This window comes from Planococcus sp. NCCP-2050, from assembly GCF_023708025.1.
In the GTDB taxonomy this organism is placed as follows: domain Bacteria; phylum Bacillota; class Bacilli; order Bacillales_A; family Planococcaceae; genus Planococcus.
Genome location: NZ_BRCX01000002.1, coordinates 348,455 through 375,112, shown reverse-complemented (window position 1 = coordinate 375,112; position 26,658 = coordinate 348,455). Strand labels below are relative to the sequence as shown.

General features: G+C 46.0%; 30 protein-coding genes. All 30 read left to right on the top strand.

Features of this window, described 5'->3' with window-relative positions; all coding sequences use genetic code 11:
• The first annotated feature begins 5 nt into the window (after positions 1-5).
• Positions 6-461, top strand: a complete 456-nt coding sequence (gene flgC / locus NFU07_RS11225; RefSeq protein WP_052653900.1) for a flagellar basal body rod protein FlgC — start codon at positions 6-8, stop codon at positions 459-461.
• A gap of 317 nt (positions 462-778) precedes the next feature.
• Entirely contained in the window at positions 779-1,075 is a 297-nt protein-coding gene (gene fliE, locus NFU07_RS11220; RefSeq protein WP_235197869.1) for a flagellar hook-basal body complex protein FliE, read from the top strand.
• A gap of 32 nt (positions 1,076-1,107) precedes the next feature.
• Complete coding sequence (gene fliF / locus NFU07_RS11215) at positions 1,108-2,748, top strand: flagellar basal-body MS-ring/collar protein FliF (protein ID WP_251478095.1); 1,641 nt, start codon at positions 1,108-1,110, stop codon at positions 2,746-2,748.
• A gap of 11 nt (positions 2,749-2,759) precedes the next feature.
• On the top strand, positions 2,760-3,773 hold the full coding sequence (gene fliG / locus NFU07_RS11210; protein ID WP_251478092.1) for a flagellar motor switch protein FliG: 1,014 nt from the start codon (positions 2,760-2,762) through the stop codon (positions 3,771-3,773).
• A complete protein-coding gene (locus NFU07_RS11205; RefSeq protein ID WP_251478088.1) occupies positions 3,766-4,563 on the top strand; it encodes a FliH/SctL family protein in 798 nt (265 codons plus the stop codon). Before fliG ends, NFU07_RS11205 begins: the two co-directional genes overlap by 8 nt.
• A complete protein-coding gene (fliI, locus tag NFU07_RS11200) occupies positions 4,544-5,866 on the top strand; it encodes a flagellar protein export ATPase FliI (protein ID WP_251478085.1) in 1,323 nt (440 codons plus the stop codon). Before NFU07_RS11205 ends, fliI begins: the two co-directional genes overlap by 20 nt.
• Positions 5,863-6,330: a flagellar export protein FliJ gene (gene fliJ / locus NFU07_RS11195; RefSeq protein ID WP_251478082.1), complete on the top strand. Its 468-nt coding sequence runs from the start codon at positions 5,863-5,865 to the stop codon at positions 6,328-6,330. Before fliI ends, fliJ begins: the two co-directional genes overlap by 4 nt.
• The gene (locus tag NFU07_RS11190; protein WP_251478079.1) at positions 6,327-7,652 is read left to right on the top strand and encodes a flagellar hook-length control protein FliK; all 1,326 of its coding nucleotides are present in this window, start codon (positions 6,327-6,329) and stop codon (positions 7,650-7,652) included. The genes fliJ and NFU07_RS11190 overlap by 4 nt, the downstream gene beginning before the upstream one ends.
• A gap of 20 nt (positions 7,653-7,672) precedes the next feature.
• The gene (flgD, locus tag NFU07_RS11185; protein WP_251478076.1) at positions 7,673-8,140 is read left to right on the top strand and encodes a flagellar hook assembly protein FlgD; all 468 of its coding nucleotides are present in this window, start codon (positions 7,673-7,675) and stop codon (positions 8,138-8,140) included.
• Positions 8,141-8,170: 30 nt separating this feature from the next.
• The gene (locus NFU07_RS11180) at positions 8,171-8,959 is read left to right on the top strand and encodes a flagellar hook-basal body complex protein (protein WP_251478073.1); all 789 of its coding nucleotides are present in this window, start codon (positions 8,171-8,173) and stop codon (positions 8,957-8,959) included.
• Between the two features lie 19 nt (positions 8,960-8,978).
• The gene (locus NFU07_RS11175; RefSeq protein ID WP_397443726.1) at positions 8,979-9,224 is read left to right on the top strand and encodes a flagellar FlbD family protein; all 246 of its coding nucleotides are present in this window, start codon (positions 8,979-8,981) and stop codon (positions 9,222-9,224) included.
• Between the two features lie 14 nt (positions 9,225-9,238).
• A complete protein-coding gene (fliM, locus tag NFU07_RS11170) occupies positions 9,239-10,228 on the top strand; it encodes a flagellar motor switch protein FliM (protein WP_251478070.1) in 990 nt (329 codons plus the stop codon).
• A complete protein-coding gene (gene fliY, locus NFU07_RS11165) occupies positions 10,218-11,282 on the top strand; it encodes a flagellar motor switch phosphatase FliY (RefSeq protein WP_251478068.1) in 1,065 nt (354 codons plus the stop codon). Before fliM ends, fliY begins: the two co-directional genes overlap by 11 nt.
• Before the next feature lie 26 nt (positions 11,283-11,308).
• The gene (locus NFU07_RS11160) at positions 11,309-11,974 is read left to right on the top strand and encodes a flagellar biosynthetic protein FliO (protein ID WP_251478065.1); all 666 of its coding nucleotides are present in this window, start codon (positions 11,309-11,311) and stop codon (positions 11,972-11,974) included.
• Positions 11,974-12,666, top strand: a complete 693-nt coding sequence (gene fliP / locus NFU07_RS11155) for a flagellar type III secretion system pore protein FliP (protein ID WP_235199235.1) — start codon at positions 11,974-11,976, stop codon at positions 12,664-12,666. Before NFU07_RS11160 ends, fliP begins: the two co-directional genes overlap by 1 nt.
• A gap of 16 nt (positions 12,667-12,682) precedes the next feature.
• Complete coding sequence (fliQ, locus tag NFU07_RS11150; protein ID WP_235197880.1) at positions 12,683-12,952, top strand: flagellar biosynthesis protein FliQ; 270 nt, start codon at positions 12,683-12,685, stop codon at positions 12,950-12,952.
• A 9-nt stretch (positions 12,953-12,961) separates the two neighbouring features.
• Positions 12,962-13,741 (top strand): flagellar biosynthetic protein FliR, encoded by a 780-nt coding sequence (gene fliR / locus NFU07_RS11145; protein ID WP_235197881.1) that lies wholly within the window; start codon positions 12,962-12,964, stop codon positions 13,739-13,741.
• A complete protein-coding gene (gene flhB, locus NFU07_RS11140; protein WP_235197882.1) occupies positions 13,742-14,830 on the top strand; it encodes a flagellar biosynthesis protein FlhB in 1,089 nt (362 codons plus the stop codon).
• A 253-nt stretch (positions 14,831-15,083) separates the two neighbouring features.
• Positions 15,084-17,144 (top strand): flagellar biosynthesis protein FlhA, encoded by a 2,061-nt coding sequence (gene flhA / locus NFU07_RS11135; protein ID WP_251478063.1) that lies wholly within the window; start codon positions 15,084-15,086, stop codon positions 17,142-17,144.
• Positions 17,141-18,307, top strand: coding sequence for a flagellar biosynthesis GTPase FlhF (flhF, locus tag NFU07_RS11130; RefSeq protein ID WP_251478061.1), 1,167 nt, complete (start codon positions 17,141-17,143; stop codon positions 18,305-18,307). The genes flhA and flhF overlap by 4 nt, the downstream gene beginning before the upstream one ends.
• Positions 18,300-19,157 (top strand): MinD/ParA family protein, encoded by an 858-nt coding sequence (locus tag NFU07_RS11125; protein WP_251478059.1) that lies wholly within the window; start codon positions 18,300-18,302, stop codon positions 19,155-19,157. The genes flhF and NFU07_RS11125 overlap by 8 nt, the downstream gene beginning before the upstream one ends.
• A gap of 450 nt (positions 19,158-19,607) precedes the next feature.
• Positions 19,608-20,384: a FliA/WhiG family RNA polymerase sigma factor gene (locus tag NFU07_RS11120; RefSeq protein ID WP_251478267.1), complete on the top strand. Its 777-nt coding sequence runs from the start codon at positions 19,608-19,610 to the stop codon at positions 20,382-20,384.
• Positions 20,385-20,413: 29 nt separating this feature from the next.
• Positions 20,414-20,884, top strand: coding sequence for a DUF6115 domain-containing protein (locus NFU07_RS11115; protein WP_251478057.1), 471 nt, complete (start codon positions 20,414-20,416; stop codon positions 20,882-20,884).
• Positions 20,885-20,898: 14 nt separating this feature from the next.
• Positions 20,899-21,336, top strand: coding sequence for a YaaR family protein (locus NFU07_RS11110; RefSeq protein ID WP_235197888.1), 438 nt, complete (start codon positions 20,899-20,901; stop codon positions 21,334-21,336).
• A 33-nt stretch (positions 21,337-21,369) separates the two neighbouring features.
• On the top strand, positions 21,370-21,726 hold the full coding sequence (locus NFU07_RS11105; protein ID WP_235197889.1) for a PilZ domain-containing protein: 357 nt from the start codon (positions 21,370-21,372) through the stop codon (positions 21,724-21,726).
• A 346-nt stretch (positions 21,727-22,072) separates the two neighbouring features.
• Positions 22,073-23,446 (top strand): purine-cytosine permease family protein, encoded by a 1,374-nt coding sequence (locus NFU07_RS11100; RefSeq protein WP_251478265.1) that lies wholly within the window; start codon positions 22,073-22,075, stop codon positions 23,444-23,446.
• 19 nt (positions 23,447-23,465) lie between these two features.
• A complete protein-coding gene (locus tag NFU07_RS11095) occupies positions 23,466-24,026 on the top strand; it encodes an SRPBCC family protein (protein WP_309296775.1) in 561 nt (186 codons plus the stop codon).
• Between the two features lie 136 nt (positions 24,027-24,162).
• Positions 24,163-24,936, top strand: a complete 774-nt coding sequence (locus tag NFU07_RS11090; protein ID WP_251478055.1) for a hypothetical protein — start codon at positions 24,163-24,165, stop codon at positions 24,934-24,936.
• 1 nt (position 24,937) lies between these two features.
• Complete coding sequence (locus tag NFU07_RS11085) at positions 24,938-25,507, top strand: histidine phosphatase family protein (protein ID WP_251478053.1); 570 nt, start codon at positions 24,938-24,940, stop codon at positions 25,505-25,507.
• Positions 25,504-26,637, top strand: coding sequence for a GNAT family N-acetyltransferase (locus NFU07_RS17755; RefSeq protein WP_309296774.1), 1,134 nt, complete (start codon positions 25,504-25,506; stop codon positions 26,635-26,637). The genes NFU07_RS11085 and NFU07_RS17755 overlap by 4 nt, the downstream gene beginning before the upstream one ends.
• The last annotated feature ends 21 nt before the right edge of the window (positions 26,638-26,658 follow it).

Genomic DNA, 26,658 nt, shown 5'->3' with positions numbered 1-26,658 from the left:
GTAAAATGAGCTTGTTTAATGGATTGAATATTAGTGCTTCAGGTTTAACGGCAAACCGCTTGCGCATGGACGTCGTATCCTCTAATATTGCAAACGCAAATACGACGAGAGCTGAATTGGTGAACGGGGAATGGGTTCCTTACCGCCGTAAATCAGTTCAATTGTCCCAAAGCGGCATCTCACCTTTTCAACAACAACTTCAATCGGCCATGAGCAAAGGGAACTCCCAAGTCTCCGGCGTCGCCGTTTCCAAAATTGAAGAAGACCAAACCCCTTTCGTCCAGACTTACGATCCGACCAATGCTGATGCGGATGAAAATGGTTATGTCCAATCACCGAATGTAGACCCGATCAAAGAAATGGTCGACCTTATGTCTGCAACTCGTTCATATGAAGCGAATGTCACTGCAATGAACGCTTCGAAAAGCATGTTCATGAAAGCATTGGAAATCGGAAAATAATAACTAATATAAGTTGAATTGAAGAATTAGCTTTTACACACCGCTTCGGCCGCTCTGGGCAAAGCTCCCGCAATAAGCCGAGAAGGACGCTCGTCTTATTGCTCCGCTCAGCCCGGGGACGCGCCGGCGCTAAAAGATACCTTGATATGGAGCAAAACAGCGGAGACTCCTGCGGGACTAGCGAAGTGCTGAGATCCACTCGGGCGTATAGCCCGAGTTAGCTTAGCGCGAGCCCGCGGAAAGCGTAGCTGTTTTGTGGAATATCAGTTACAGCTATTCAGTTCAACTTATATAATCACATCGTAACGGAGGCCATGATGGAAAAAATAAGTCAGATCCAAACCCCTTTTATCCAAAACCAATCAATCGCAAAACCCCAAACTGAAAACAAGACAGAAGGATTTAGCGAAATTTTTAAAAACCAATTAGAAGAAGTCAATAAGCTCCAAAATACTTCAGATAAATTAACGAATCAGCTCGTGACGGGTGAAGTGGAAGATGTTTCACAAGTAATGGTCGCGGCTCAGAAAGCCAGTCTTTCTTTGCAGCTTACGGTACAAGTCCGCAACAAAGTAGTGGAAGCCTACCAAGAAGTGATGAGAATGCAATTATGATTCTTAATGCAAAGAAGAGGGATGTATGATTCATGAAAGAAAAATTAACCGGTTATAAAAACAAGGCTCAAGAATCCTGGGGCAATTTATCGCCGACGATCAAATGGACGGTGGCAGGATCGTTTTTTGCAACAATTGTGCTGATTTCTGTTTTTGTGTTCATGAATTCCAAGACCGAATACGCGGTTCTTTATTCTGACCTGTCCGCATCAGAGGCGGGCGAAATCAAAGCTGCCATTGAAGGGCAAGGAATTCCTGTTGAAATTTCAGCAGACAGTAAAACGGTCAGCGTCCCGGCAGAACAAGTATCAAATTTAAAAGTAAGCCTAGCGGCGGATGGCATTCCAGAGAGCGGCAACGTAAACTACAGTATTTTCAGTGAAAATATGGGCTTGGGAATGACCGACCGCCATTTTGATGTCGTCGAACGCGACGCGATGCAAAATGAACTTGCAGGTTTGATTAAACAAATCGACGGTGTGAATGAAGCGAACGTCATGATCACACTTCCAAAAGAAAATATTTGGATCACTGAAGAAGAGCAAGTTGCAACAGCTTCTGTTGTTGTTCAAGGAGATCCTGGTTTTCAATTGGACCAAAAACAAGTAAATGGCTTATACCACTTGATCAGCAAGAGTGTACCGAGCTTGCCCGCAGAAGAAATTGTCATCATGGACCAGAACGGACAAGCTTTTGAAATGATAGAAGAAGGCCAGATGGACACGACGTTGTCTGTCTATCAGCAGCAAAGAGAAATCAAGCAGGATATCGAAAAAGACATCCAGCGCGAATTGCAGCAAATGCTCGGCATGACGCTCGGCCAAGATAAAGTGGTCGTATCGGTTATGGCGAGTGTCGACTTTACAAAAGAAAAGCGCGAAGAAAACTTGGTGGAGCCGGTCAATACAGAAACCGGTGAAGGCATAGATTTGAGCGTTGAGCGAATTGTTGAGTCGTATTCGAGCGAAGGCGCAGTTGTAGAAGAAACAACCGGAACCGGTGATACGGAAATTGCGAACTACCCGGCAGCTGGAGAAGGCGGAACGAGCGAATCTGAAAAAACAGAAGAGCGGATCAACCGGGAAGTCAATCGCATCAACCGGCAGATTGAAGCAAGCCCTTATATCATTGATGATTTGACGGTAAACGTAGGAGTTGAACCTCCGAATCCGCAGAACGTTGCGAGTTTGACGCAGGAAAATATCGACGACATTAGCAACTTATTGAAAAACACAGTAGCGACAGCATTAAGCATGAACGGTACAGAAGTGACGGAAGAAGACTTGGACGACCGGATATCGGTTTTTGCAACGGAATTCCAAGGGAAACCGCAACTTGTTGAAGAAAAACCGGTAGTGACTTCATGGTGGAGCAAAATCCCGGATGGCATTCTTTTAGGAGTTGCCGGAGCGATGGCGTTATTGATCATCGTATTGATCGTTGTATTAGTGAAACGCAGAAGAAAAGTCGATGAATATGACGATGTAGATCTGGACTTCGATATGTTTGAACAGCCAGTCCTTGACGGCGGCGGAATCAACGAAATCGAAGAGATCGATTTGTCGGAACTGGGCTCAAAATCAAATCCGAAGCGTAAGACAATTGAGAAACTGGCTAAAGAACGCCCGGAAGATTTCGCGAAATTGTTGCGCTCATGGATGGCAGATGAATAGGAGAATGGCGCATGTCTAAACGGACAAAAGGATTAAGCGGCGTCCAGAAAGTAGCCGTTTTACTGGTCGGATTAGGGCCGGAAGTATCTGTTGAGATATTCAAGCAGTTGACTGAGGCGGAAATCGACCAATTGACTTTGGAAATTTCCAATGTGCGGCAGTTGAAAAACAGCCAGACGGAACAAGTACTCAATGAATTTTACGGCATGATTCTTGGGCAGGATTTTATGAATGAAGGCGGTTTGGATTACGCGAGGGATATTTTGGAAAAAGCGCTTGGGAAAGATAAGGCGCTCGAAACGATCGGCCGTTTGACGAGCCGTTTGGAAGTGAAACCGTTCAGTTTCGCCAGAAAAGCAGATCCGAATCAGATCTTAACGATTTTGCAGCATGAACATGCACAGACAATTGCCTTGGTTTTATCGTATTTAGATCCAAAACAAGCTTCACAAATTCTTTCGCAATTGCCGCCTGCTAAGCAAGCAGAAGTGGCAAAGCGAATTGCCATGATGGAAAGTACTTCTCCGGAAGTGATCCATCAAGTAGAACAGATTTTAGAACGCAAACTTTCAGCAACGGGTTCACAAGATTACACATCGACCGGCGGCGTAGAAGCCATTGTGAAAGTGTTGAGCAAAGTGGACCGCGGTACGGAAAAAGCGATTCTGACAGAACTCGAAATGGAGTCTCCGGAATTGGTCGAAGAAATCAAGAAACGCATGTTTGTCTTTGAAGACATTGTTCTTCTCGATACACGCACCATTCAGCGCATTATTCGCGAAGTGCAGGACATCGATTTGGTGTATGCATTGAAAGTGGCGAACGAAGACGTCAAAGAAGGCATCTACCGCAATATTTCAACGCGCCGTGCAGACAGCATCAAAGAAGAAATCGACACAATGGGCCCGATCAAGCTGAAAGATGTCGAAAATGCCCAAACGAATATTGTTTCCTTGGTTCGCAGCTTAGAAGAAAAAGGTGAAATTACAGTAGCCCGCGGAGAAGGGGAGGAAATGATTGTCTAATATCATTCGTTCCTATCCGTCTTCCAAACTGGAAAAGAAAATTATACGCACAAAAAAGATTGAAAATAAGGCATTCCAAATAGAGGTCCCAGAATTGGACCCCGTGCAACAAAAACAGAGTTTACTGCAGGAAATTGAATCGCTGAAATTGCAGCATGAAAACTTGCGGAATCAAATCAATCTTGACCAGCAACAAGCACAGCTTGAGATGGCAAATTGGCGCGATTCGCAGCGAGAACAAGCTGAAATCGAAGCGAAGAACTTAGCCGAACAAGCGGCAGAACAAGGTTTTCAATCGGGTTTTGATGCCGGCATGGCTCAAGCTTCGGAAGAATACCGGGAAAAACGTATGTATATGCAAGAACTGATCGAACAAGCTTATGAAGAAAAAGCGAAAATCGTTAAACAGGCTGAACCGTTCCTGTTATCAATGAGTGTCCGGATTGCTGAAAAAATCGTAAAAAAAGAACTCAAACAGCATGATGATCAATTATTGAACATCGTCCAGCTTGCACTTAAGCATCTCGAAGAGTCGGAAGATGTCGTGATGCAAGTGGCTTTAGAAGACTACCCGATACTGTTACCCTTCTTCGATGAACTTAAAACCTATATTCGCGGAGATTCCGAATTAAAATTAATTCCGGTCGCCAATCTTTCAAAAGGCGGCTGCATGATCCATACAGCGAGCGGCTCTTATGACGTCACAGTCAGCGGGCAGCTCGAAGAAATCAAACGCCAATTACTCGCTTATAGTGAGGAGCAGACAAATAATGAACCAACGCACAGATGAGTACCTGGAGCTATTAGAAGAAATCGAACCGGTGAAAAAGCACGGCAAAGTGATTCAAGTCATCGGACTTACGATTGAATCGAAAGGACCTTATGCGAAAATCGGTGAACTTTGTCTTTTGTACCCAAACCATTACGAGCGGCCGATCGAAGCGGAAGTGGTCGGCTTTAAAGAGAATAAGATTTTATTGATGCCGCTGCAGGATCTTTCACAAGTCGGACCGGGCTGTTTGGTCGTCGCAACGGGGGTTCCGCTGCAGATCAAAGTAGGACCGTCCATTCTCGGGAAAATCCTGGACGGCACCGGCAAACCGCTCGATGAGAGCACATTGCCTGCCGGATTAACGAAGTATTCGACGAACAATATGCCGCCGAATCCGTTAAAGCGCCCGCGCATCACCAAGTCTTTGGAAGTCGGTGTCCGTGCTATTGATGGACTCTTGACAGTCGGACAAGGCCAGCGCATCGGCGTATTTGCCGGAAGCGGCGTCGGAAAAAGTACCTTGCTCGGAATGATCGCACGAAATACCGAAGCGGACATCAACGTCATCGCATTGATCGGCGAGCGGGGACGCGAAGTCCGGGACTTTATCGAACGTGATCTCGGTCCTGAAGGGTTGAAGAAATCCGTGGTCGTCGCAGCGACATCCGATCAGACACCGCTTCAGCGCATCAAAGGGGCATTGACAGCGACAGCCATCGCGGAATATTTCCGCGACCAAGGCAAAAACGTCATGCTGATGATGGACTCTGTTACGCGTTTCGCGATGGCGCAGCGTGAAGTCGGCCTCGCAGTAGGGGAGCCGCCGACCAGTAAAGGCTACACGCCTTCTGTATTCGCGCTGCTGCCGAAGCTGCTGGAACGGTCCGGAACTTCAAGCAAAGGATCGATCACTGCATTCTACACCGTCCTCGTTGACGGTGATGATATGAACGAACCGATTGCCGATGCAGTCCGCGGGATTCTCGACGGCCACATTGTACTCGACCGGAAGATTGCACAAAAAGGGCAGTTCCCGGCGATCAATATCATGTCGAGCGTCAGCCGTGTCATGCACGAAGTTGCAACAAAAGAACATAACCAGGCTTCAGTGGAATTCAAGCGGCTGCTTGCAGCGTACGAATCTTCCGAAGACCTGATCAATATCGGTGCTTACAAGAGCGGCGCCAATAAAGAAATAGACGATGCCATCCGTTCCTATCCGCTGATCCGTGAATTCCTGCAGCAGGATATCTACGAAAAAGCCAAGCTTGATGAAAGTGTTGAACGGTTAACCGCACAATTTGGAGGAATCAAAACGTGACACAATTCAACTTTCGATTTCAAAAGATCCTTGATTTAAAAGGAAATGAAAAAGGGTTTGCCCAAATCCAAATGGCCGATGCCATCAAACAACAAGAAGCAGGATACGAACGCAATGCGATCATCTATCAAAAGCTTGCAGAAGCTGAACACATGAAAAACGAGAAGCAAGAAGACGGCGTCAACATCTCTGAACTCCGCATGCTTGTCAATTACATCCACCAGCTGCAAGAGCAATTGCTTTATTCTAACCGTGAACTGGAGCGGCTGCAGAACAATGTCTCCAGATCCCAAAATCATTTGCAGGAAAAAGCACAGGAAGAAAAAACCTGGGACAATTTGAAACAGCATAAAGCCGACCTGTTCCATGAGCAGAATAAAGTCATCGAACAGAATTTCTTCGATGAACTGGCCAGTACGCGTTTCTACCGCACATCCCAATCCAATATCGCTGAAAGAGGGTGAATCCGATCGACGCCTTGAAGGTATCTTTTCAACCAGCGGTCAACCAGACCGCAAAAGCTTCTAAAACAAAAACAGAAGGAACAGCTGCAGAACTTGGCGCCTTTTCTCAGCTTTTAGCTTCTGCTACCGCTGAAACAACGGAAACAGGCTCTGAACCGACGACGGAAATCCAAGCGCAGCTGGAAGAAATCTTGAAGGCCCTTCAGGATTTGCCCGAAGAAGAATTAGCGCCTGAGCAGCAGGAAATGCTATCAGCCATTGTCCAGCTCTTATCCCTTCAAGTGAAACAGCTTGAAACAAGTCTGGAAGAACAAAATTTGATTCAAGCAAAACCGATAAATCCAGAAGTTGTCCCCGCCGCACAATCCGGAGACCAACAAAAGACATCGGTTTTATTGCAGCAGATTCAACAGAAACTCCAGCAATTGATGAATAACGATATTACAGAGTTCGATATACCTAGAGAATTTGTGGGGGTTGAAACAGAAATTCTTTCTGCAGATCCTGAACAGCTTGAACAAGCAGTAAAACAATTAACCCAAATGGTCCAAGAGCTTGAAAATGCAGAAGCGGTGAGCGGGAAACCGACTGCTTCTCAACAGTCAGAGAAGATGGAGCAAGTAATGAAACAACTGGCTCAATTAAATCTGGATGTTGAAGCCCAAGGCCTACCTGCAGAAGTGGCTAAGCCGCCGCTAGCTGAAGCTGGGCGAATGGTTCAAACACCCTCTGCTTTTCAAGCCTTAGAAATAGAGAACTTTTCAGTAGAGTCGGCTCCGCAAACAGAAGCCCCTGCAGCTCCGGTTGAAAGTGCAAAAGCACAAGCTGTTCAACCGGCACCTCGGGCGGAAACACCCGTAGTGCGCATGGCCAATTTAGTGGAGGACTTAAGCGGACTGCTTCGCGGATCGATGCGCTTGAGCGGAACTGGTGAAAACGCCCAGATCAAAGTGAGCATTTTCCCTGAACATCTCGGACACTTGGATATCCGGTTGACGACAGTTGACGGCAAAGTGGCAGCGCAGATTTTCACGAGCAGTTTGATGGCAAAAGAAGCGATTGAAATGCAGCTGAACCAGCTGCGCAATACGATGCTTCAGCAAGGCATCAATCTCGACCGCATCGAAATCACACAGCAAAGCGCGGAGCAATCATTTGGACAGCAAACGGCGAACCCGGAACAGCGCTCGAATCAGCAGCAAAAGCAAGGCACGCCGAACAATAAAAACGGTTATCAGCGAATTGAAGAGGAAGTGGCAGCCGCAACTAGCCGCCGCCAAGCTCCAGACGGTTCAATGATGAAAGTCGATTACACAATTTAACCGGAGAAAGGAGCGTTTCCATGAATGTAGCCAATTCAACTTCAGTCAACACGCAGTCAACCGCAGCAGCAAAAGCGACCGAGCCAAGCAACGCACTCGGCAAAGACGCATTCCTGCGGATTCTGGTGACACAAATGAAAAACCAGAACCCGCTTGAACCGTTGAAAGATACCGAGTTCATCGGCCAGATGGCTCAGTTCAGCAGCCTTGAGCAATTGACGAACTTGAACACGACGATGACCAAATTCGTCGGCGGCCAAGGCAACTCATCCTTAAGCGACTACGCGGATTTGATCGGCAAGAAAGTTTCTTATGAACAAACCGAAAACGGAGAAGTGAAATCAGGGGAAGGCATCATCAAAGCCGTATCGATGAAAAACGGCGAAGTGGTGTTCGAACTTCAAGATCTTGACGCAAAACTGCCAATCGGTTCTATCCAACGCATCGAACAAGCCACGGAATTAAAAAATGAACAGGAGACCGTCTGATCCAGCCGGTACTCGAAAGGGGAAAATCACATGTTGCGTTCAATGTATTCAGGTGTTTCAGGTATGAAAGGCTTCCAAACAAAATTAGACGTTATCGGAAACAATATTGCTAACGTCAATACAATCGGCTACAAGAAAAGCACAATCAACTTCCAGGATCTGCTGAGCCAGAACTTATCAGGCAGCGGCGTGAATCCGATGCAAGTTGGATTGGGCTCAATGACTTCTTCTGTAAATACGATCCATACACCAGGGTCTTCAATGACGACGGGCGTTGGTACAGATATTTCGATTATGGGAGATGGATTCTTCGTGGTCCAAGATCCTGACACTCCTACTAACCAATTCTTAACAAGAGCAGGAAACTTTGTTGTAGAGGCAGATGGAGATTTAGTAACAACTCAAGGCTATAAAGTGTTAAATGCAGCCGGTGCCCCGATTACAGGTTTAAACAATGTTGACTTGAATATAAGTCGTACAGGTGTAATTACAGGTAAAAGAACTGATGGTACAGATATAGCAGCTATTAATATAGGAATAGTGAATCCGCCAAATCCAACTGGATTGAGCAAGTTTGGAGGCTCACTTTATGAACTTACAGATGCTTCAGGTGGAAGAACTGCAGCTGGAGCTATGAATATTCAGACAGTGGCAGACGCTAACACACAATTAGGCACAGGCATGTTAGAAATGTCGAACGTTGACCTTACGGAAGAGTTTACGGAAATGATCGTAGCGCAACGCGGATTCCAAGCAAACTCACGGACAATCACCACTTCTGATGAAATTCTTCAAGAAGTTGTTAACTTGAAACGCTAATTTGGGAGGGACAGGCTGAGTGAGGGGATGCCCCTTCTCAGCTGCTTATATGATCAAATTGACAAAATTGAACCGGACGCCGTTTACGCTGAATGCGATTTACATCGAACGGGTTGAAACGATTCCAGATACAGTGGTCACCATGCTTTCCGGCAAGAAGATCCATGTGCTGGAATCAGTGGATGAAGTCATCGACAAAGTGACGGCTTACTATCAGAAGATTAATCTTCTGCCTAGTCTGCAAAATCCAAATTGGGATGAATGAAGGGAGGGACAACGGTGGAAAATTTATTGACGGATGAAAACATTGAGGCTCTGCTTGCGACCATTAAAGAAGAAGCGCCGAAGCCGAAAGTGGAAATGAAGAAACGGAAAGTGCAGACTTACGATTTCAAAAAAGCGCTGCGCTTCTCACAAGACCAGATCCGGACATTGACGCGGATCCACGAAAACTATGCACGGTTGCTGACTTCGTATTTATCGACTTTATTGCGGAGCTACGTACAGATTTCTGTAACGTCGGTTGAACAATTCTCTTATGAAGAATTTATCCGCAATGTGCAGAAGAAATCGGTGCTGGGCGTTTTCAAAGCTGCGCCGCTCCAGGGCAGCATGCTGATGGAATTTTCTCCGGATGTCACTTATATCATGCTCGACAGAATGCTCGGCGGCCAAGGCGACATTGCCCCGGAACCGAGTGATCTGACTGAAATTGAATTGAGCGTCATCGAGCGGGTCTTCATCAATGCATTAAACAGCTTTCAGGAAGCCTGGTCTTCGGTCGTGAAATTAAATACGGAACTAAAGGAAATTGAAGTGAATCCTCAATTCCTGACGACTTCACCGCCAAACGAAACCGTGATTCTCGTTTCCTTGCATGCGAAGATCGGCGAAGTCGACGGCATGATCAATATTTGTCTGCCGCATGTTGTCTTAGAACAAGTCTTGCCAAAATTGTCGGCGCGCCACTGGCTGGCCAATCAGAAAAAAGCGATTGAGAGCCATGAAGCGGTTGCGCTTGAAAAGAAAGTACAGAACACCCACATGGAAGTCCGGGCAGTACTTGGGAAATCGATGATCGAAGTCGGCGATTTCCTGAACTTGAAAATCGGCGATGTGATTCGGCTTGACGAAGCTTACGACGATCCGGTTGTCGTGATGGTCGATGAAAAACAGAAATTCTTTGCGCAGCCCGGTGTTTCAAAGGGCCGGACAGCTGTACAAGTCACTGCGGTTTACGGAGAAGGAGAAGAATCGAATGACAACTGAGAAATTGTCTCCAGATGAAATCAATGGCCTGCTTGGCCAAGGAGCGGAGGGAAAACCGATGTCCACAAATACATTATTGCAAGTTGAAAAAGAAGCCTTAACCGAATTGCTGAATGTTTCACTCGGCGGTTCATCCACAGTGCTTTCCACGCTGTTCACAGAACAAGCGAAAGTGAGCACGCCTTCCATCTCCATCAAACGAAAAGACGATTTACTATCGGCGACTGCCGCTCCTTTCTTCGTTGTGCTCGGGGAATATACAGGAGGCGCAGAAGGCATCCAGATTCTATCGGTCAATAAAAGCGATGTCCACATGCTCGCAAAAGCAATGGATGCAGAAACTGAAGCGGAAGATATGGAGAAACAATTCCAGATGCTCCAGGAAATGATCACAGCGATGTTTGCTTCAGTGACCCAGTCGATGGAAGCTGTGCTTGAACAGGACATTTCCTACTCACTTTCAGGCATGGACGTCGTGGAAAAGCAAAAAGATTTTCCAGTATCAAAATTCACCCAAGAAGAATGGTTCGTTGAAGCGGGCTTCCAAGTGAAAGTCGGCAGCTTGAACAAAGCGGATTTCCATCTTTGCATTCCGGTGCAGCTGGCGAAACAATTAGTGGGAATTTTAACGAATGACATACAGGAAGAGTACGTAGAGGAGCCACAGCAGATGCAATTTGAATCGAACAACCAAACGCAGTCAACCAGCAAGCTAAGACGGACAAACGAAGAACCGAATATCCAATCGGTGCAGTTTTCGAGTTTTGATGAAACGGCTTCTGTCCAATCCGAACCGAATAATTTGAACATGCTGCTGGATATTCCGCTTCAAGTGACAGTGGAACTTGGGCGTACAAAACGCATGGTCAAAGAAATCCTCAGTGTTTCCCACGGTTCTATCATTGAACTGGATAAGTTAGCCGGAGAACCGGTTGATATATTGATCAACAATAAATTGATTGCGGTAGGAGAAGTGGTCGTCATCGATGAAAACTTCGGCGTCCGCGTCACTGACATTCTAAGTACAGCAGACCGCATTTCCAAATTGCGCTAATGCTTGAAGCAAGGAGAACATCGAGTTTGAACCAGAAAAAAACTTTTTATGTAGCAATGGCCGTCTTTTTCTTATCTCTTTTTGCATGGTTCACGCCGGCTGCAGCCTACGCAGCGGCGGATACGAACGTCACGGACTGGTTGGAAGAAAAAGATAGCGACGCAGAAAAGCCGGCTGAAACTGTAGCAGTAGAGCCGGTGGAAAAGCAAAGCTTCGTATCGATTATTGCCAAACTCTTTTTCTTTACGGCGTTGATCGTCGTGCTGATCTACGGACTGATAAAGTTCTTAGCAGTCCGCCAGCAAAAACTGCAGCCGAACCAGGCTGTTAAATTGATGGGCGGCACCCCGCTCGGGAACAATAAGTCGCTGCAGCTTGTCAAAGTCGGCGGCAAAATCTACATGATCGGTGTCGGAGACGAAGTCACCTTGATCAAAGAATTCACGGATGAAGTGGAAGTTGGCTCAATCGAAAAAGATTTGGAGAAACAGCCGACCCTCTTCTCGAATCCGAAGTTCAAACTGCCAACCAAAATTTTTGGCGGAACGACGGAACCGACAGAAATCGAAATGCAGTCCGACCGAGGCTTTGAGAATTTATTCAAACAAAGTTTGAACAAACAAAAGCAGAAACAGCAGCAGTTCGAACAGCGGCTTTCTGAGAGCGACGATGATAAAGAAGGTAATTCATGATGATGCTAGATATTCTTTCGTTCATAAATATACCAGGCATCGACATCGGCGGCAGTGATGCGCCGGAAGATGTGGGTACGACGCTCCAGCTTTTTGCGCTTTTGACGATTTTGTCGCTGGCACCGGGAATTCTCATCATGATGACAAGTTTTGCACGCATCATCATCGTGTTGTCGTTTGTCCGCACAGGGCTCGGCACCCAGTCGATGCCGCCAAACCAAGTATTGGTCGGCCTGGCCTTATTCCTAACTTTTTTCATCATGGCACCGGTGTTTACGGAAATAAACGAAACAGCGCTTCAACCGTATTTATCAGGTGAAGTGACCCAGGAAGAAGCGCTCGACAGTGCATCGCTTCCGATCAAGACCTTTATGGCAGAACATACACGTGAGAAAGATCTCGCCTTGTTCTTTAAATATGCCGGCCTCGAAAAACCGGACAGCATCGCAGAAATTCCGCTGACTTCCTTGATTCCGGCGTTTGCCATCAGTGAATTAAAGACGGCGTTCCAAATCGGCTTCGTTATTTTCATCCCGTTCTTGATCATCGATATGGTCGTGGCCAGTACGTTAATGGCGATGGGGATGATGATGCTTCCGCCGGTAATGATTTCGTTGCCATTTAAAATCTTATTATTTGTCTTAGTTGACGGCTGGTATTTGATCATCGAATCCTTGCTGGTCAGCTTCTAGCGAAGGGAAGAACACGATGACACCAGATGTAGTAATTAAACTCGCGGAACAATCGATTTATATGATTCTGATCATTTCTGCACCGATGCTCTTAATCGCGCTTGGCGTCGGCTTATTGGTCAGTATTTTTCAGGCGATGACGCAAATCCAGGAACAGACTTTGGCCTTCATTCCGAAAATCTTGGCCGTGTTCTTGTCGATCATCATCTTCGGACCGTGGATGCTGACGCTGCTACTGGATTTCACAAGAGATCTATTCCAGCAGCTTCCGCAAATGATCGGGTAGGGGACGCATATGGAAGAAATTCTTCAAGCATTGCCGTATTTCCTTTTAATCTTAGTCCGCATCAGCAGCTTCTTTATCATCGCGCCGCTGTTTTCACAGCGCGGTGTACCGACGCAGTTCAAACTGGGGCTTGCCGCTTTTCTTTCCTTGCTGGCGCTGTCCGCATTGCCGGTAGAAGAGACGCTTGCGCTGGACGGCTATTACATCATGATGGTCATCAAGGAATTCGGCGTCGGCATTGCACTCGGTTTTACCGCTGCACTCGTCCTGTATACCGTCCAGATTGCCGGCGCGTTCATCGATTTTCAAATGGGTTTCGCGATGGCGAGTGTAATGGATCCGCAAACTGGATCGCAAGTGCCGATTATCGGACGTTTTAAATACATTCTTGCCTTGTTGTTCCTGTTGACGGTCAATGGCCATCACTTGATGCTCGACGGCGTCATGCAGAGCTTGCAGACAATTCCGGTCGAATCATTGTCTTTTGATATCAAGTTTGAAGACCTTGCAAAGTTTATATCGGATCTTTTCGTTGAAATGTTTATGGTTGCGCTGCAAATTTCTTTGCCGATTGTCGGATCTTTGTTTTTAGTGGATGTGGCACTCGGGATTTTAGCGAAAACCGTTCCGCAATTAAACATTTTTGCTGTCGGTTTCCCGGTGAAAATCTTAGTGGGCTTTGTATTATTGATGTTTTCAATGCCCTTTTTCTTTTATTTGCTGCAAATGTTATTCGGACAGATCATGGAAAGCATGGCGGAGTTGACCCGCTTAATAGGGGGAGCATAGATGGCACGGAGATTGACCTTGGACCTGCAGTTTTTCTCAGGCGAAAAAACAGAAAAAGCGACGCCTCAGAAACGGCAGGAATCCAAGCGGAAAGGGCAGGTTGCCAAAAGCCAGGAATTGCCCGCAGCCATGATCATGATCGGCGGCATCATGCTGCTAAGCTTTCTTGGCGGCTGGATGCTGGATCAAATCTTGGCTATCTACCGCGTGAGCTTCACCCAGTATATCGGCTGGGAATGGACACCGAAAAACGTCCGGACCTTGTTTGAACAAATGACCTTCGATGCCATGCTGTTGATGGCGCCGATTATGGGAGTTGCTATTATCTTCGGCATCCTCGGAAACTTCGTCCAAGTGGGTGCTATGTTTACAACTGAACCATTAAAGGCCCAATTGAGCCGGTTAAACCCCATACAAGGCGCGAAGAAAATCTTTGCGGTCCGTGCGCTTGTCGAACTGGCAAAATCGCTAGCGAAGATTGCGATTATCGGCTACGCCGCATTCAGTGTCCTTTGGGGAGAAAAAGATGAACTGTTTTTATTGTCGCAGAAAAGCCTTAGCTACTCGCTGAGCTTCATCGGCGGATTAACGCTGAAAATGGCGCTTGTGGCCGCCATTATTTTATTGATATTAGCTGTATTTGACTATATGTACCAAAAATACGAATTCGAAAAAGGCATCAAGATGTCGAAACAGGACATCAAAGATGAATACAAGAAATCCGAAGGGGATCCTTTGATCAAACAGAAGATCAAAGAAAAGCAGCGTTCGATGAGTATGAACCGCATGATCCAGGACCTTCCATCAGCCGATGTGCTGATCGTCAACCCGACGCATTATGCCATCGCCATTAAATACGACGCGGAAACAATGGCCGCGCCGACTGTCATTGCCATGGGGAAAGACCATCTGGCACTGAAACTTAAAGAAAAAGCAAAAGAATTTGGCGTTGTGATTATGGAAAATAAACCGCTCGCCCGCGCATTATACGCACAAGTGGATGTAGGGGACCCTGTCCCGGAAGACTTGTTCTTAGCGGTCGCAGAAGTTTTAGCATATATATACCGGTTAAAAGGAAAGATTAGATAAGTGGAATAGAAATTAGCTTTTATATGCCGCTTCGGCGCTTTGGGCATGACTTTCGCAATAAGCCGAGAAAACCACTCGTCTTATTGCTTCGTCTAGCCAAGAGTTGGCCGAAGCCTGCGAAGGCAACTCTTTGCGACGAAGCTAGCGCAGCGATGCAGGAGCACGGGTTTTGGAAAGCGGAGTTGTTTTGCGGAGTATCTATAAAAATAGCGAAAACAATCAATCCAATTATAAAGAGTGAGGAGGAGAACGCGTGAAAATTAAAGATTATGCCATATTGGTTTCAGTCATTATGATTGTGGTCATGATGGTAATCCCTCTTCCGACTCTCCTGTTAGATGTATTGATCATGGTTAATATCAGTATCGCGTTAACCATTATTTTAGTAGCGATGAACACAAAAGAAGCGTTGGAATTCTCGATTTTCCCGACCTTGCTTTTGTTAACTACCTTATTCCGCCTCGGCTTGAACGTCTCAACAACGCGCTCGATTTTAACCAACCAAACAGGCGGTGAAGTTATTGAGACATTCGGTTCGTTTGTAGTCGGCGGCAGCGCCATTATCGGGATTTTGGTCTTCTTGATCCTTGTCATCATTCAGTTTTTGGTCATCACGAAAGGTTCGGAACGTGTTGCTGAAGTTGCAGCCCGTTTCACGCTCGATTCGATGCCAGGTAAGCAGATGAGTATTGATGCCGATCTTGGAGCTGGAATGATTTCCGACCAGGAAGCGAAAAAGCGCCGGGAGAAAGTCAGCCAGGAAGCGGATTTCTATGGTGCCATGGATGGTGCCAGTAAATTCGTTAAAGGGGACGCCATTGCCGGTATTATCATTACCGTTATTAATATCGTAGGCGGTTTGGCGATCGGGGTTGTGGTTCACGGCCTGCCATTTGGCGAGGCAGCAAACCTCTTTACGCTCCTTTCCATCGGAGACGGGCTTGTCAGCCAAATTCCGGCATTGTTGATTTCAACAGCTGCCGGCATCGTCGTAACCCGTGCGGTTTCTGAAGGGAACTTGGGATCCGATATCACTAAGCAATTATTCGCGTATCCGAAATTGCTTTATATTGTAGCTGGAACTTTGACTTTGCTTGCTATCTTCACACCGATCAGCCCGATGCTGATCTTGCCGGTCGCAGCGGTCGTTGCCTTTGGTGCGTTCCGGATGCAGAGCAATCTGAAAAAAGAAGAAAAAGTCGAGAAAGAAGCGAACATTGGCGGCCAGGAAGCGGAAGAATTGAAGAAGCCGGAAAGCGTCATCGATTTATTGCATGTTGACGCTATCGAATTTGAATTCGGCTACGGCTTGATTCCGATTGCTGATAAAAACCAGGGCGGCGATTTGCTTGACCGGGTTATCATGATCCGGCGCCAATGTGCGATGGAGCTTGGCATCGTGGTGCCGGTCATCCGTATCCGCGATAATATCCAGCTTCAGCCGAACGAATATGTCATTAAAATCAAAGGCAACCGTGTCGCTTCCGGACAAATCATGCTGGACCATTACTTGGCAATGAGCCCTGGAGTGGACGATGACAGCATCATCGGCATCGAAACAGTGGAACCGGCATTCGGCATGCCAGCGCTTTGGGTCAATGAAGAAATGAAAGAAGAAGCGGAAATGTCAGGCTATGCAATCGTCGACCCGCCTTCTGTTGTATCGACCCATCTGACAGAAGTCATCAAGCGCCATGCACATGAATTGGTCGGGCGCCAGGAAGTGAAAGCCTTGATCGAGAACGTCCGCGAAAATTCGCCGGCCGTTGTCGAAGAATTGATCCCGAATTTGATGGCGCTTGGTGAAGTGCAAAAAGTGCTCATGAAGCTCTTGAAAGAGAAAGTATCCATCCGCAATATGCTGATGATTTTAGAAACCTTAGCAGACTATGCAACTTACTCAAAAGATCCGGATGTCTTAACGGAATATGTGCGCCAAGCCTTATCACGCCAGATTACATTGCAATACGCAACGCCAGGACAGCCGCTGCAAGTCATTACAGCAGGCGCGAGCTTGGAGAAGAAATTTGCAGAATCGGTGCACCGTTCAGACCAAGGGAATTATCTATCGATCGATCCGGAAACGTCGCAAGTGATTTTCCAGAACATTTCTGAACAAGCAGGCCAGCTGCAGCAAACCGGCGTCCAGCCGATTCTGCTGACATCGCCTGCAACCCGCATGTATATGCGTCAATTTATCGAGCGGTTTGCGCCGGACCTTCCTGTTCTCTCTTATAACGAACTGGAGCCGGACATTGAAATCCAAAGTGTTGGAGCAGTGAATATTTCAAGTGGGGCGGTTAGTGGGCTATGAGATTGAAAACATACATCGTCAATAACGTAACGGAAGCGATTCCGATGATAAAAAAGGACCTTGGCACAGATGCCTTGATCTTGAATACGAAAAAAGTGAAAACAGGGGGGTTTCTTGGCTTTTTCAAAACGGAAAAGCTGGAAGTTATTGCAGCAGTGGAAACAAAGGCGCCGGAAAAAGCAAAAGTGAAAGCGGAAACGAAGCCGAAGCAAAAACAGCCGGTGAAAACAGCAAAAACCCAGCAAGCGACGGTCATTCCTTTCCAGCAGCGAGAAGCCATACAAAAGAATGACTCGATGACGGAAGAATTGATGAGCGAAATCAAAGGAATCAAACAATTCATGCTGCAGGTAATGGAAGAAGACCGGTTGCCGGTAGCTTTGAAAGGTTTGAATAAGCGATTGATGGAGCAGGGCGTTTCAAAAGAAATCCAGTCTGAGCTCTATGCGAAGTTGATAACGGCACTGGAACAAAATCCAAAAATGTCTGAATCAGAAATACGCGAATTCGCCCGGACGGAAATCATCGAAATGATCGGCTTCCATCAACCGGCACCGGTTGATAAAAATCCGGAAATCATTTGTTTTATTGGACCGACAGGGGTTGGGAAAACGACGACGATTGCGAAAATCGCGGCTGATTTCATGCTGCGGGAAGACAAGAAAGTCGGGTTGATTACGTCGGATACTTACCGCATTGCCGCAGTTGAGCAACTGAAAACTTACGCTGGTATTTTGAATATCCCGATCGAAGTCGTTGAATCTGCTTCTGAGTTGACCCATGCGATGGAAGTGCTGAGCGACTGCGACATTGTGCTAATGGATACGGCGGGAAGAAACTATCAGCAAAAACAATACATCGAAGAGCTGGAAGCTTTGCTAAGCGACAAAAACAAAGTTCAGATCAATTTGGTGTTGAGCCTGACTTCTAAATACGAAGACATGAAAAAAATCGTCGATAACTTCCAGACGATTGTCATGGATGAGCTGTTATTGACCAAAATGGATGAAACGAGTTCATCCGGTGCGATCTTGAACTTGATCCATCATTATTCCATCCCGATACGTTACATTGCCAACGGACAAAGTGTTCCAGACGATATCTTCACAGTTACTCCTGAATTAATCGCAGACTTCGTATTAGGGGAAGATGAAAATGATTGATCAAGCAAAATTACTAAGAGAAAAAGTTACGCAAAAAAAAGCCAAAAAAGACAAGCGTCCAACGCGGGTCATTGCCGTCACAAGCGGCAAAGGCGGAGTGGGGAAATCCAATTTCGCTTTAAATTTCGCGCTTAGCCTCGTCCAGCAAAATAAGAAAGTGCTGATTTTCGATGTCGATCTTGGATTCGCGAATATCGATGTCCTGCTCGGCCGGTCGCCGCAAGAATCCATTGCGACGATGATTGAAAAGGATCTGTCCATCTGGGACATCATCGAAGAAGGGCCGAATGGCCTCCAATTCATCTCAGGCGGAACCGGATTCGACGAAATGTTCCGGTTGGATGAAACCAAAATGACGAAATTTTTTGATGAACTGAGCCAAATTCAAGGCCATGTCGATTACATCATTCTTGATACAGGTGCAGGGCTTTCTTACGAGAATCTGCGTTTCATCTTAGCTGCTGATGACGTTATTTTGGTGACAACCCCAGAACCGACTTCTATCACAGATGCATATTCCGTTGTGAAAATGGTCCATGCAAAAGACGAGAACGTCCATATCAAATTAGTCATCAACCAATGCACCAGCGATAAAGAAGGCACACAAACAGCCGAAAACTTCAAAAAAGTTACAGAGCAATTCTTAAACAAGCAAATCGGTACCTTGGGCTATATTCCAAGCGATGCGCAAGTGCCGAGCGCAGTGAAAAAACAGGTTCCTTTCACCCTCGCCTATCCGAACGGCCAAGCATCGAAGGCGATGCAAGCATTAACCTGCGATTATCTAGAACTTCCCGTTCCTTATAAACTCGGACTCAAAGGCTTTTTACTTAAAATGCTTTTTAAATAAAATCTTTTTTAGATAAGTTGAATTAAAGATGTAGCATTAATACACCGCTTCGGCGCTATGGACAAGTGCACAAAAGATTATGCTCCTGCGCAAAGCTCGTCGCAAAGGAGGCGCTAAAGCGCTCCTTGGCTCCCACAATAAGCCGAGAAGACCACTCGTCTTATTGCTCCGCCCAGTCCGGAACCGCGCCGGCGCTGGAGAACTTTCTATAGATATGGAGCAAAACAGCGAAGACGCCTTGGGGACCAAGCGAAGTGCTGAGATCCACTCGGGCGTTCAGCCAAGACTTGACCGAGGTTTTGCGAGGGCAAGGCTTTGCGACGAGTTTGCGCAGGAGCACAGGTTTTCGTTAGCTCAGCGCGAGCCCCCGGCAAGCGAGCTGTTTTGCGGAATATCGACTACAAAAACTAACAAAAACAAAACATGATCACATAGATGGTGGTGACACTCATATTGAATACAAGATTATCAAAAGACGAACGCAGTTACTGGAAAGATTGGCAGCAGCATAAGGATCCGGAAGCCGGGAACTACTTAGTCGAACGCTATCTTCCGCTGGTCGATTACATCATACAGCGCTTTGCGTTCAGTTTGCCGAAAACCGTAGATAAAGACGATATACGCAGCCTTGCATACGAAGGACTGCTGGATGCATTTGATAAATTCAATATCGAGCGCGATTTGAAGTTTGAGACTTATGCAACTTGGCGGATCAAAGGAGCCGTAATTGATGGACTCCGGACGCGCGACTGGCTCCCCCGGTCGATTCGCGACAAAGTCAAAAAGATCGAGAAAGCGTATATCGAACTCGAACAGCAAAATAATGCGTCCGTTACAGATGAAGACGTCAGTGCTTATCTCGGCATTACAAAAGCCGAGCTCAACAAAACCGTAGCAGAAGCTGCCTTGTCATCAATGGTTTCAATCGATGAGCCTGATTACAATGAAAACGATCCATCCGGCAAATACAATACGCTTGAAGACAGCGGGGCCGCTTCCCCTGAAAAGCATTTAACGGATCAAGCGATTAAAGAATCGTTGGCACAGGCCATTGATCGGCTTCCGGAAAAAGAAAAATTAGTCGTTTCGCTTTGTTATTTTGAAGAGCTGAAACTGACGGAAATTGCCGAAGTATTGAGCGTCAGCGTTTCCCGCGTGTCACAATTGCATTCAAAAGCGATTTTGCGTTTGCGTGCAGCAACGCTTGCTGTACACGATCATTATTAGAAATAGCTTAGAAGGTCAAGGTGATCCCGATGGAATGGTTATTAATTGAATTGATAGTCCTTGTATTATTGCTGAACATCCGTGCGATTGTAGTATTGGTGCAAAATAAGCAAAAACGCGAGGAATTGAGTGAAGATACAGCCCTTATTCACCAAGGGATGGAAGAATTTGTAGAAAAAATAGAAAAAGAGAACGAAGAACTCTATCAAAAACTTGCTGATTATATTAAAGTAAGAGAAGACAAGTTCGAAAAAAGAATCCGTCTACTGGAAAAGCAGCTAGTTGTGGGGAAAATAGAGGCTCCAGTGCAACTGGAAATGCCTGAACAACAAGAGGAAAGCCATCTTTTTGACGAGGTTGAATCGGATCAAGAGAAAATTTCGAAATTGCATAAGCAAGGGTTTGCGCCAAAGCAAATAGCAAAAGTGCTGAAGATGGAGCATGGCGAAGTGGAATTGATCGTCAATATGCTAAAGAAAAAGAAAAGCTATCAAAAATGAAATGAGGGGTTCTTTTGCGGATCGAAGGTCAAGCAAAATTTCCAAGTGAATTGATGCGTAAAGGGGCTGTCGAAGGGAAGTCTACAGATGCCTTCGCCACTATTATGCGGAATTCTCAGTCAAAACTGCAATTGGATTCACTCAACCAGTTAATGGATCGCATCGATTTTCAAGGCCAGCGTTTAGCGAAACAGCGCACCATTGAAAATCTGATCGATTATAAGAATTCAGTGAAGCAATTTGTCAGTGAATCATTGAGCTACGGCTTGGAACTATCAGAGAAACAAAGTTTCCATCCGAATGGCGGCATGAAATCCCATCAACTGGTGGAAGTGATCGATGAAAAGCTGCTCGCGATCAATGATGAAGTGCTGGACAATGAAAAAGAAGGCATCGAAGTGCTTCGCCTGGTCGGAGAAATGAAGGGCCTGTTAGTGAATCTCTATATGTAAGCAAAGATTTCTACAAGTAATGGGGGAGCAAAAATGAGCAAGAATCGACGTGAATTTTTTCGTGTGGATTTTGATGGGTTGATTGATGGGGAAATTAGACGCGAAGGCTGGGAAGAGGCATTGCCGATTGAAATCGAAAATGTCAGTGCTGGCGGCCTTGTGTTTTACTCTCCTGAGGAATTTCCGATGGATGAAAAGGTTGAATGCAGCTTCCGTATTTTAGGGCGCCCTTTCCTTTTAGATGGATCGATTGTCCGCAAAACCAAGAAAATGGTCATGAATGAACACGGAGTGGCATTTACGGTCGACCAAGGCACGTCATCCGAATTATTCAAGCAATTAAACTATTACCAGATTCGTCAGCGCAAAGGCGACTTAATCGAAGAATAAGGCATCTTTTGGTATGTTAATATATTAAAAAAGAAATAAAGAGTTTGAAATTTTTTCAAAAGAAAAGCGACTCTTAGCCAGTTAAGGCAAAAGCATTTTCTGCTTCGTCACTAAAATGCGCAAAAATATGTTATAATCAAAAAACAAGTGGTTTAACCCGTTCGAGCACAAGATGCTGCCGGGAAAATCCACCTGTTTTTTTTGTTTGAGTGGCGGCATTTCTGCCCGGAAACTCTGCTGTTCCTAGACAAAAGAATATTCTAAGTATGGAAAGGAAGTCGATCGCATGAGATCTGAGATTACTGCAGATCAAGAATGGACGAAAAAGAAAGAAGAACAAAAGAGAATGGTTCCGAAAAAAGAAGCGACAGATGACTATTCCTTTGACCGCGTGCCGCGCGAAGAAAGGAAAATGGGTTGGCTGAGCATAACGAATATCACATTCGGCATCGCTACCGCTATTTTTTATTTTCAGATGGGATCTGTCATGGCCCTGCAGTTTGGAGCCGTCAATGCCCTCATCTCAGCAGGATATGCAATCGTTGTAGCGGGTATTTTAGGTTCAATCATTGTGTATCTATCCGCAAAATCAGGTATGAACGTTAACTTACTTTCCCGCGGAGGATTCGGTTACATCGGAGCTTCCCTCACCTCATTAATCTATGCTTCGAACTTTATCATGTACTGCGCTTTTGAAGGAATGATCCTTGTTTCAGCAGTCCATGCCTACTTCCCCGCCATCCCCATGTGGCTTTTAATCGTATTTTTTGGCGCAATCGTCATTCCGCTCAACTGGTTTGGCATTAAACAATTGGACAAACTCCAAAAATGGTCGCTGCCGATTTTCGGCGCATTCCTAATCGCTGCCATTTACATGGCTTTCAATACAACTTCCGTATATGAAGGCAATTTCTGGACGTATATGCCAGAAGGTGTGCAAGTCGGCGGAACGGCCCTTTTGCTTTGCATCGGCATGCAGCACGGCATCATGGGGCTTACTGCATTGATCGCATCTGATTACGCGCGCTTTTTAAAACCGAAAGACATCAAAATCGGTTCAATCGCCATCGGTTTTATTCCGCAGATTTTCTGTTTCGGTGTAATGGGCGGTTTAGGGATCTGGTTCGGCGTTACCTTAGGCGAATCAAACCCGGGCGTTTACATTGTCTTGCTTCTCGGACTTGGCGGCGTGCTATTTACGATGCTGACGCAAGTGCGCATCAACATCACGAATATCTACAGCAGTTCGCTGTCGTTATCGAGTTTCTTTGAAAACATGTTCCGCTTTACGCCAGGAAGACGTTTCTGGATCGTCGTGGCAGGGGTCATCGCCATTATCCTGATGCTTGGCGGAATCGTCGATCATCTTGGAACGGCAATGACTTTCCAAGGAGTTGCCTTAATGACATGGGCTGCCGTTTTAGTGGCCGATGCTTTAATCGTCAAACGCCTCTTGAAAATCGGGCCGCGCTACTATGAAGCGCGCCAGGAAAAATTGTATAAATGGAATCCGGTCGGCGTCATTTCGCTTCTGATACCGAGCATCCTCGGCACGATTGCAGCGCTTGGCTATATGGGCACGTTCCTGCAAAGCACGGCCGCGTTCTTCTCGGCAATTCTCGCTGCCATCATGACGGTGGTCCTGGCTGTCCTGACAAAAGGCCGCTACTACGGCGACCGCGATGCGGAGGATATTCCAAGCGAAGATTATGTTGCCTGAAACAAAAGCTTGAGCTAATATGGCATTAAAGCTGGTGCTGCAATTGCTTGGCACTCCATTACCGAACGCTGAAAGGGTGGATCTGATGGCAACGTCAACCGTAACTTTAACCATGGCGCGAAGATTTCAAACCACGGAAGAAAAAGTGTTTGCTGCTTGGACCAAACCGGAACTCATGAAAAAATGGCTACTCACTTCTGAAGCAACCAATCAAAAGGCCGTTAACCAACCTGTGCAAGGCGGCAGTTGGGAAATCATCGACCGGCGAGGCGGCACCGATTACCGGGCAATCGGCAATTACATCGAAGTAAACCCGCCGCATAAGCTGGTGTTCACTTTTGAAATGCCGGAATTCAATAGCTTGGAAGACCGCATCACCGTTTGGATTTCTTCAGTAGAAAACAGCGTGGAAATGGTCTTTATCCAAGAAATAGTTGTGCCGCATGAAGAAGGCTGGACAGATGAAGACATTAAGCGAGCCGGCATGGAATTCAGCGGCCAATCCGAAGAAGGTTGGGACCAGATGTTCCAAAACCTGCAGCAATTGGTTGAGAAACCCGCAAGCGATGAAATGGAATGACAAATGTGATAAGGGCTGTGCAATAAGTCAAATAAAGACTTATTGCACAGCCCTTTTGTTTACAGTTTTTTAAAGGAATCACCGCGTTTTGAACCGAAATACATATGTATCGATAGTTTCGAAAGAGGTGGAGAAAATGAATGCACCTGAAGAAATCGTGAAAGTCTGGAGGGAATTTGATGGATTTCCAATGGAAACATTGACGAAAGCTTGGTATTACGAGAAAGCTGGGGCCAAAAAGCAGCGTTCTATTGAATTAATGAAAGCCCATCGCGAAAGATACGGGATTACGGGGAATTGTTTTGATTTGGCGCTTTGGTTATTGGAAGAATTTAAAAAAGCTGGCATAAGGGCATATCCGATTGGCAGCCATTTGGGTACAATTGAAGCACATGCGGCCATTGCTGCTGAGGATAAGGAAGGCTATCGGTATTTATGCGATTTGGGCGACCAATGGCTGGAACCGATACTGATCGAGGAGAGCAGTAAATCGTTTCAAAGCGGTAAGCTAGCCGGCTTTTTTCCGGCTGCTGAAGTGGAAGTATTGCCCGGGAAATCCGAAGTGGAGATTCTCTACTACCGCCCGAACGGAAAAATATCCAATCAGAAATATGCATTGGAACCGGTAAGCGAAGACGCTTTCTGGGAAGCGGCGGAGTTTTCGCAGAACCATATCTATCCGAAAGTGCTTTTTGAAACACGTATGCCCTATAAAAATGAGATTGCCCACTGGGAATTTGAGGACTGGCAAAGTCGTCTAAGCACTTCCCAAGGGCTCATTGAAGATACGCCGCTCTCAACACTGGATGAGTGGGTGGAGCGGCTGCATCAAAAGAGTGGATTTGATCGGAGTTTTTTAAAAGAAGCACTCGAAATTTATAAAGAAATGAATAGCGGAAAGAGTGGATAAATTGCAGACGCATTTATATTTAGTGAGGCATGCACATTCTGTTTATTCAAGGGATGAACGGAATCGGCCCTTATCGGAAAAAGGATTTCAGGACGCACAGAAAGTGGCGGAAGCATTAAATGAAGAAGAAATCGACCATGTGCTGTCCAGTCCGTATAAACGTGCAATCCAAACCGTCGAGGGCTTGGCGGAAGAGTTAGATCAAGAAATTGAATGCTATGAGGATTTTAAAGAGCGTTTATTGAGCAATGAACCATTACTCGACTTTGAATCGGCGATTGCGCGCGTTTGGGAAGATGAGCAATTCGCTTTTCCAGGAGGCGAATCTAACCGTGATGCCCAAAAGCGAGGGGTGGCGCAATTAACGGAAGTTTTAGAGCGTTACGAAGGAAAGCGCGTGGCAATTGGCATGCACGGCAATCTGATGGTGCTGATCATGAATTATTTCGATGCTAGCTATCATGTGGATTTCTGGCGAAAACTTCAAATGCCGGATATCTACTGTTTGAGTTTTGAAGGGACAGAGCTTGTCGCTGTAAAACAAATCACGCTAAAGGTGGAAATCGAGTGATTAAAGCAGTTATTTTTGATTTAGATGGAACCTTGCTGGATAGGGATACCTCATTAAGCGCATTCATTGAGTCACAATATGACCGGTTGAACGAAGTCTTAAAACATATTCCCCGAAAGCAATTTTGTGACCGTTTTATTGAACTGGACGCTAAGGGATACATTTGGAAAGACCAAGTATATGCTCAATTAGCGAAAGAATACGCGATTCAAGGAATATCGCCGGAAGAATTACTGAAGGATTACCTGAAGAATTTTGCAATTCATTGTCAACCCTTCCCGCATCTCATAGCAATGCTTGAAGCATTAAAAAGAAGCGCCTTTCGCCTGGGTATAATTACCAATGGTAGAGGACAATTTCAACTAGATAATATTCAAGCGCTTAACATAGCCTCCTATTTTGATGTGCTGTTAATTTCGGAATGGGAAGGATTGAAAAAACCGGATTCTGCTATCTTTCAAAAAGCTTTGGAAAAACTAGGCGTCCTTGCTGAAGAAGCGGTTTACATCGGCGATCATCCGAAAAACGATATCCAAGCAGCGAAAACCGCCGGAATTCTGGGAATATGGAAAAGGGGTCCCTTTTGGGAACCAGGGCCATCCGGGTTGTCTATCGAAAGCTTGTCGGAAATTCCGGACCTTATTGATAAGATAAATTTATTAGTTCGTCCTTACCGCCCGGAAGACCTGGAGGCGCTCGTCGACCTATTCTACGAAACGGTCCACACCGTCAATGCCGCTCAGTACAAAGAGGAGCAGCTAAATGCATGGGCACCAATAGATGAAAAAGAAGAACGTATCGAAAAATGGCGGGATTCGCTTGGCCGGAATGTCTCGTTTGTCGCGGAACAAGCAGGAAAGATTGTAGGTTTTAGCGACTTGCAAAAAGATGGCTATTTGAACCGGCTTTATGTCCATAAAGACCATCAGCGGCAAGGGATTGCTGCCGCTCTATTAAATGCGGTCGAAAAAGAAGCCGAGAAATTGGCTCTCGCTGAAATCACTGTAGGTGCCAGCTTGACTGCGCAGCCTTTCTTTGAAAAGCATGGCTACGGAATGATGCGGCAGCAAACAGTCGTGCGAAAAGGAGTGGCATTGATCAATTTTAAAATGGTGAAGACAATGTATTGAGCCGCTTTCGTGCGTGGCTAT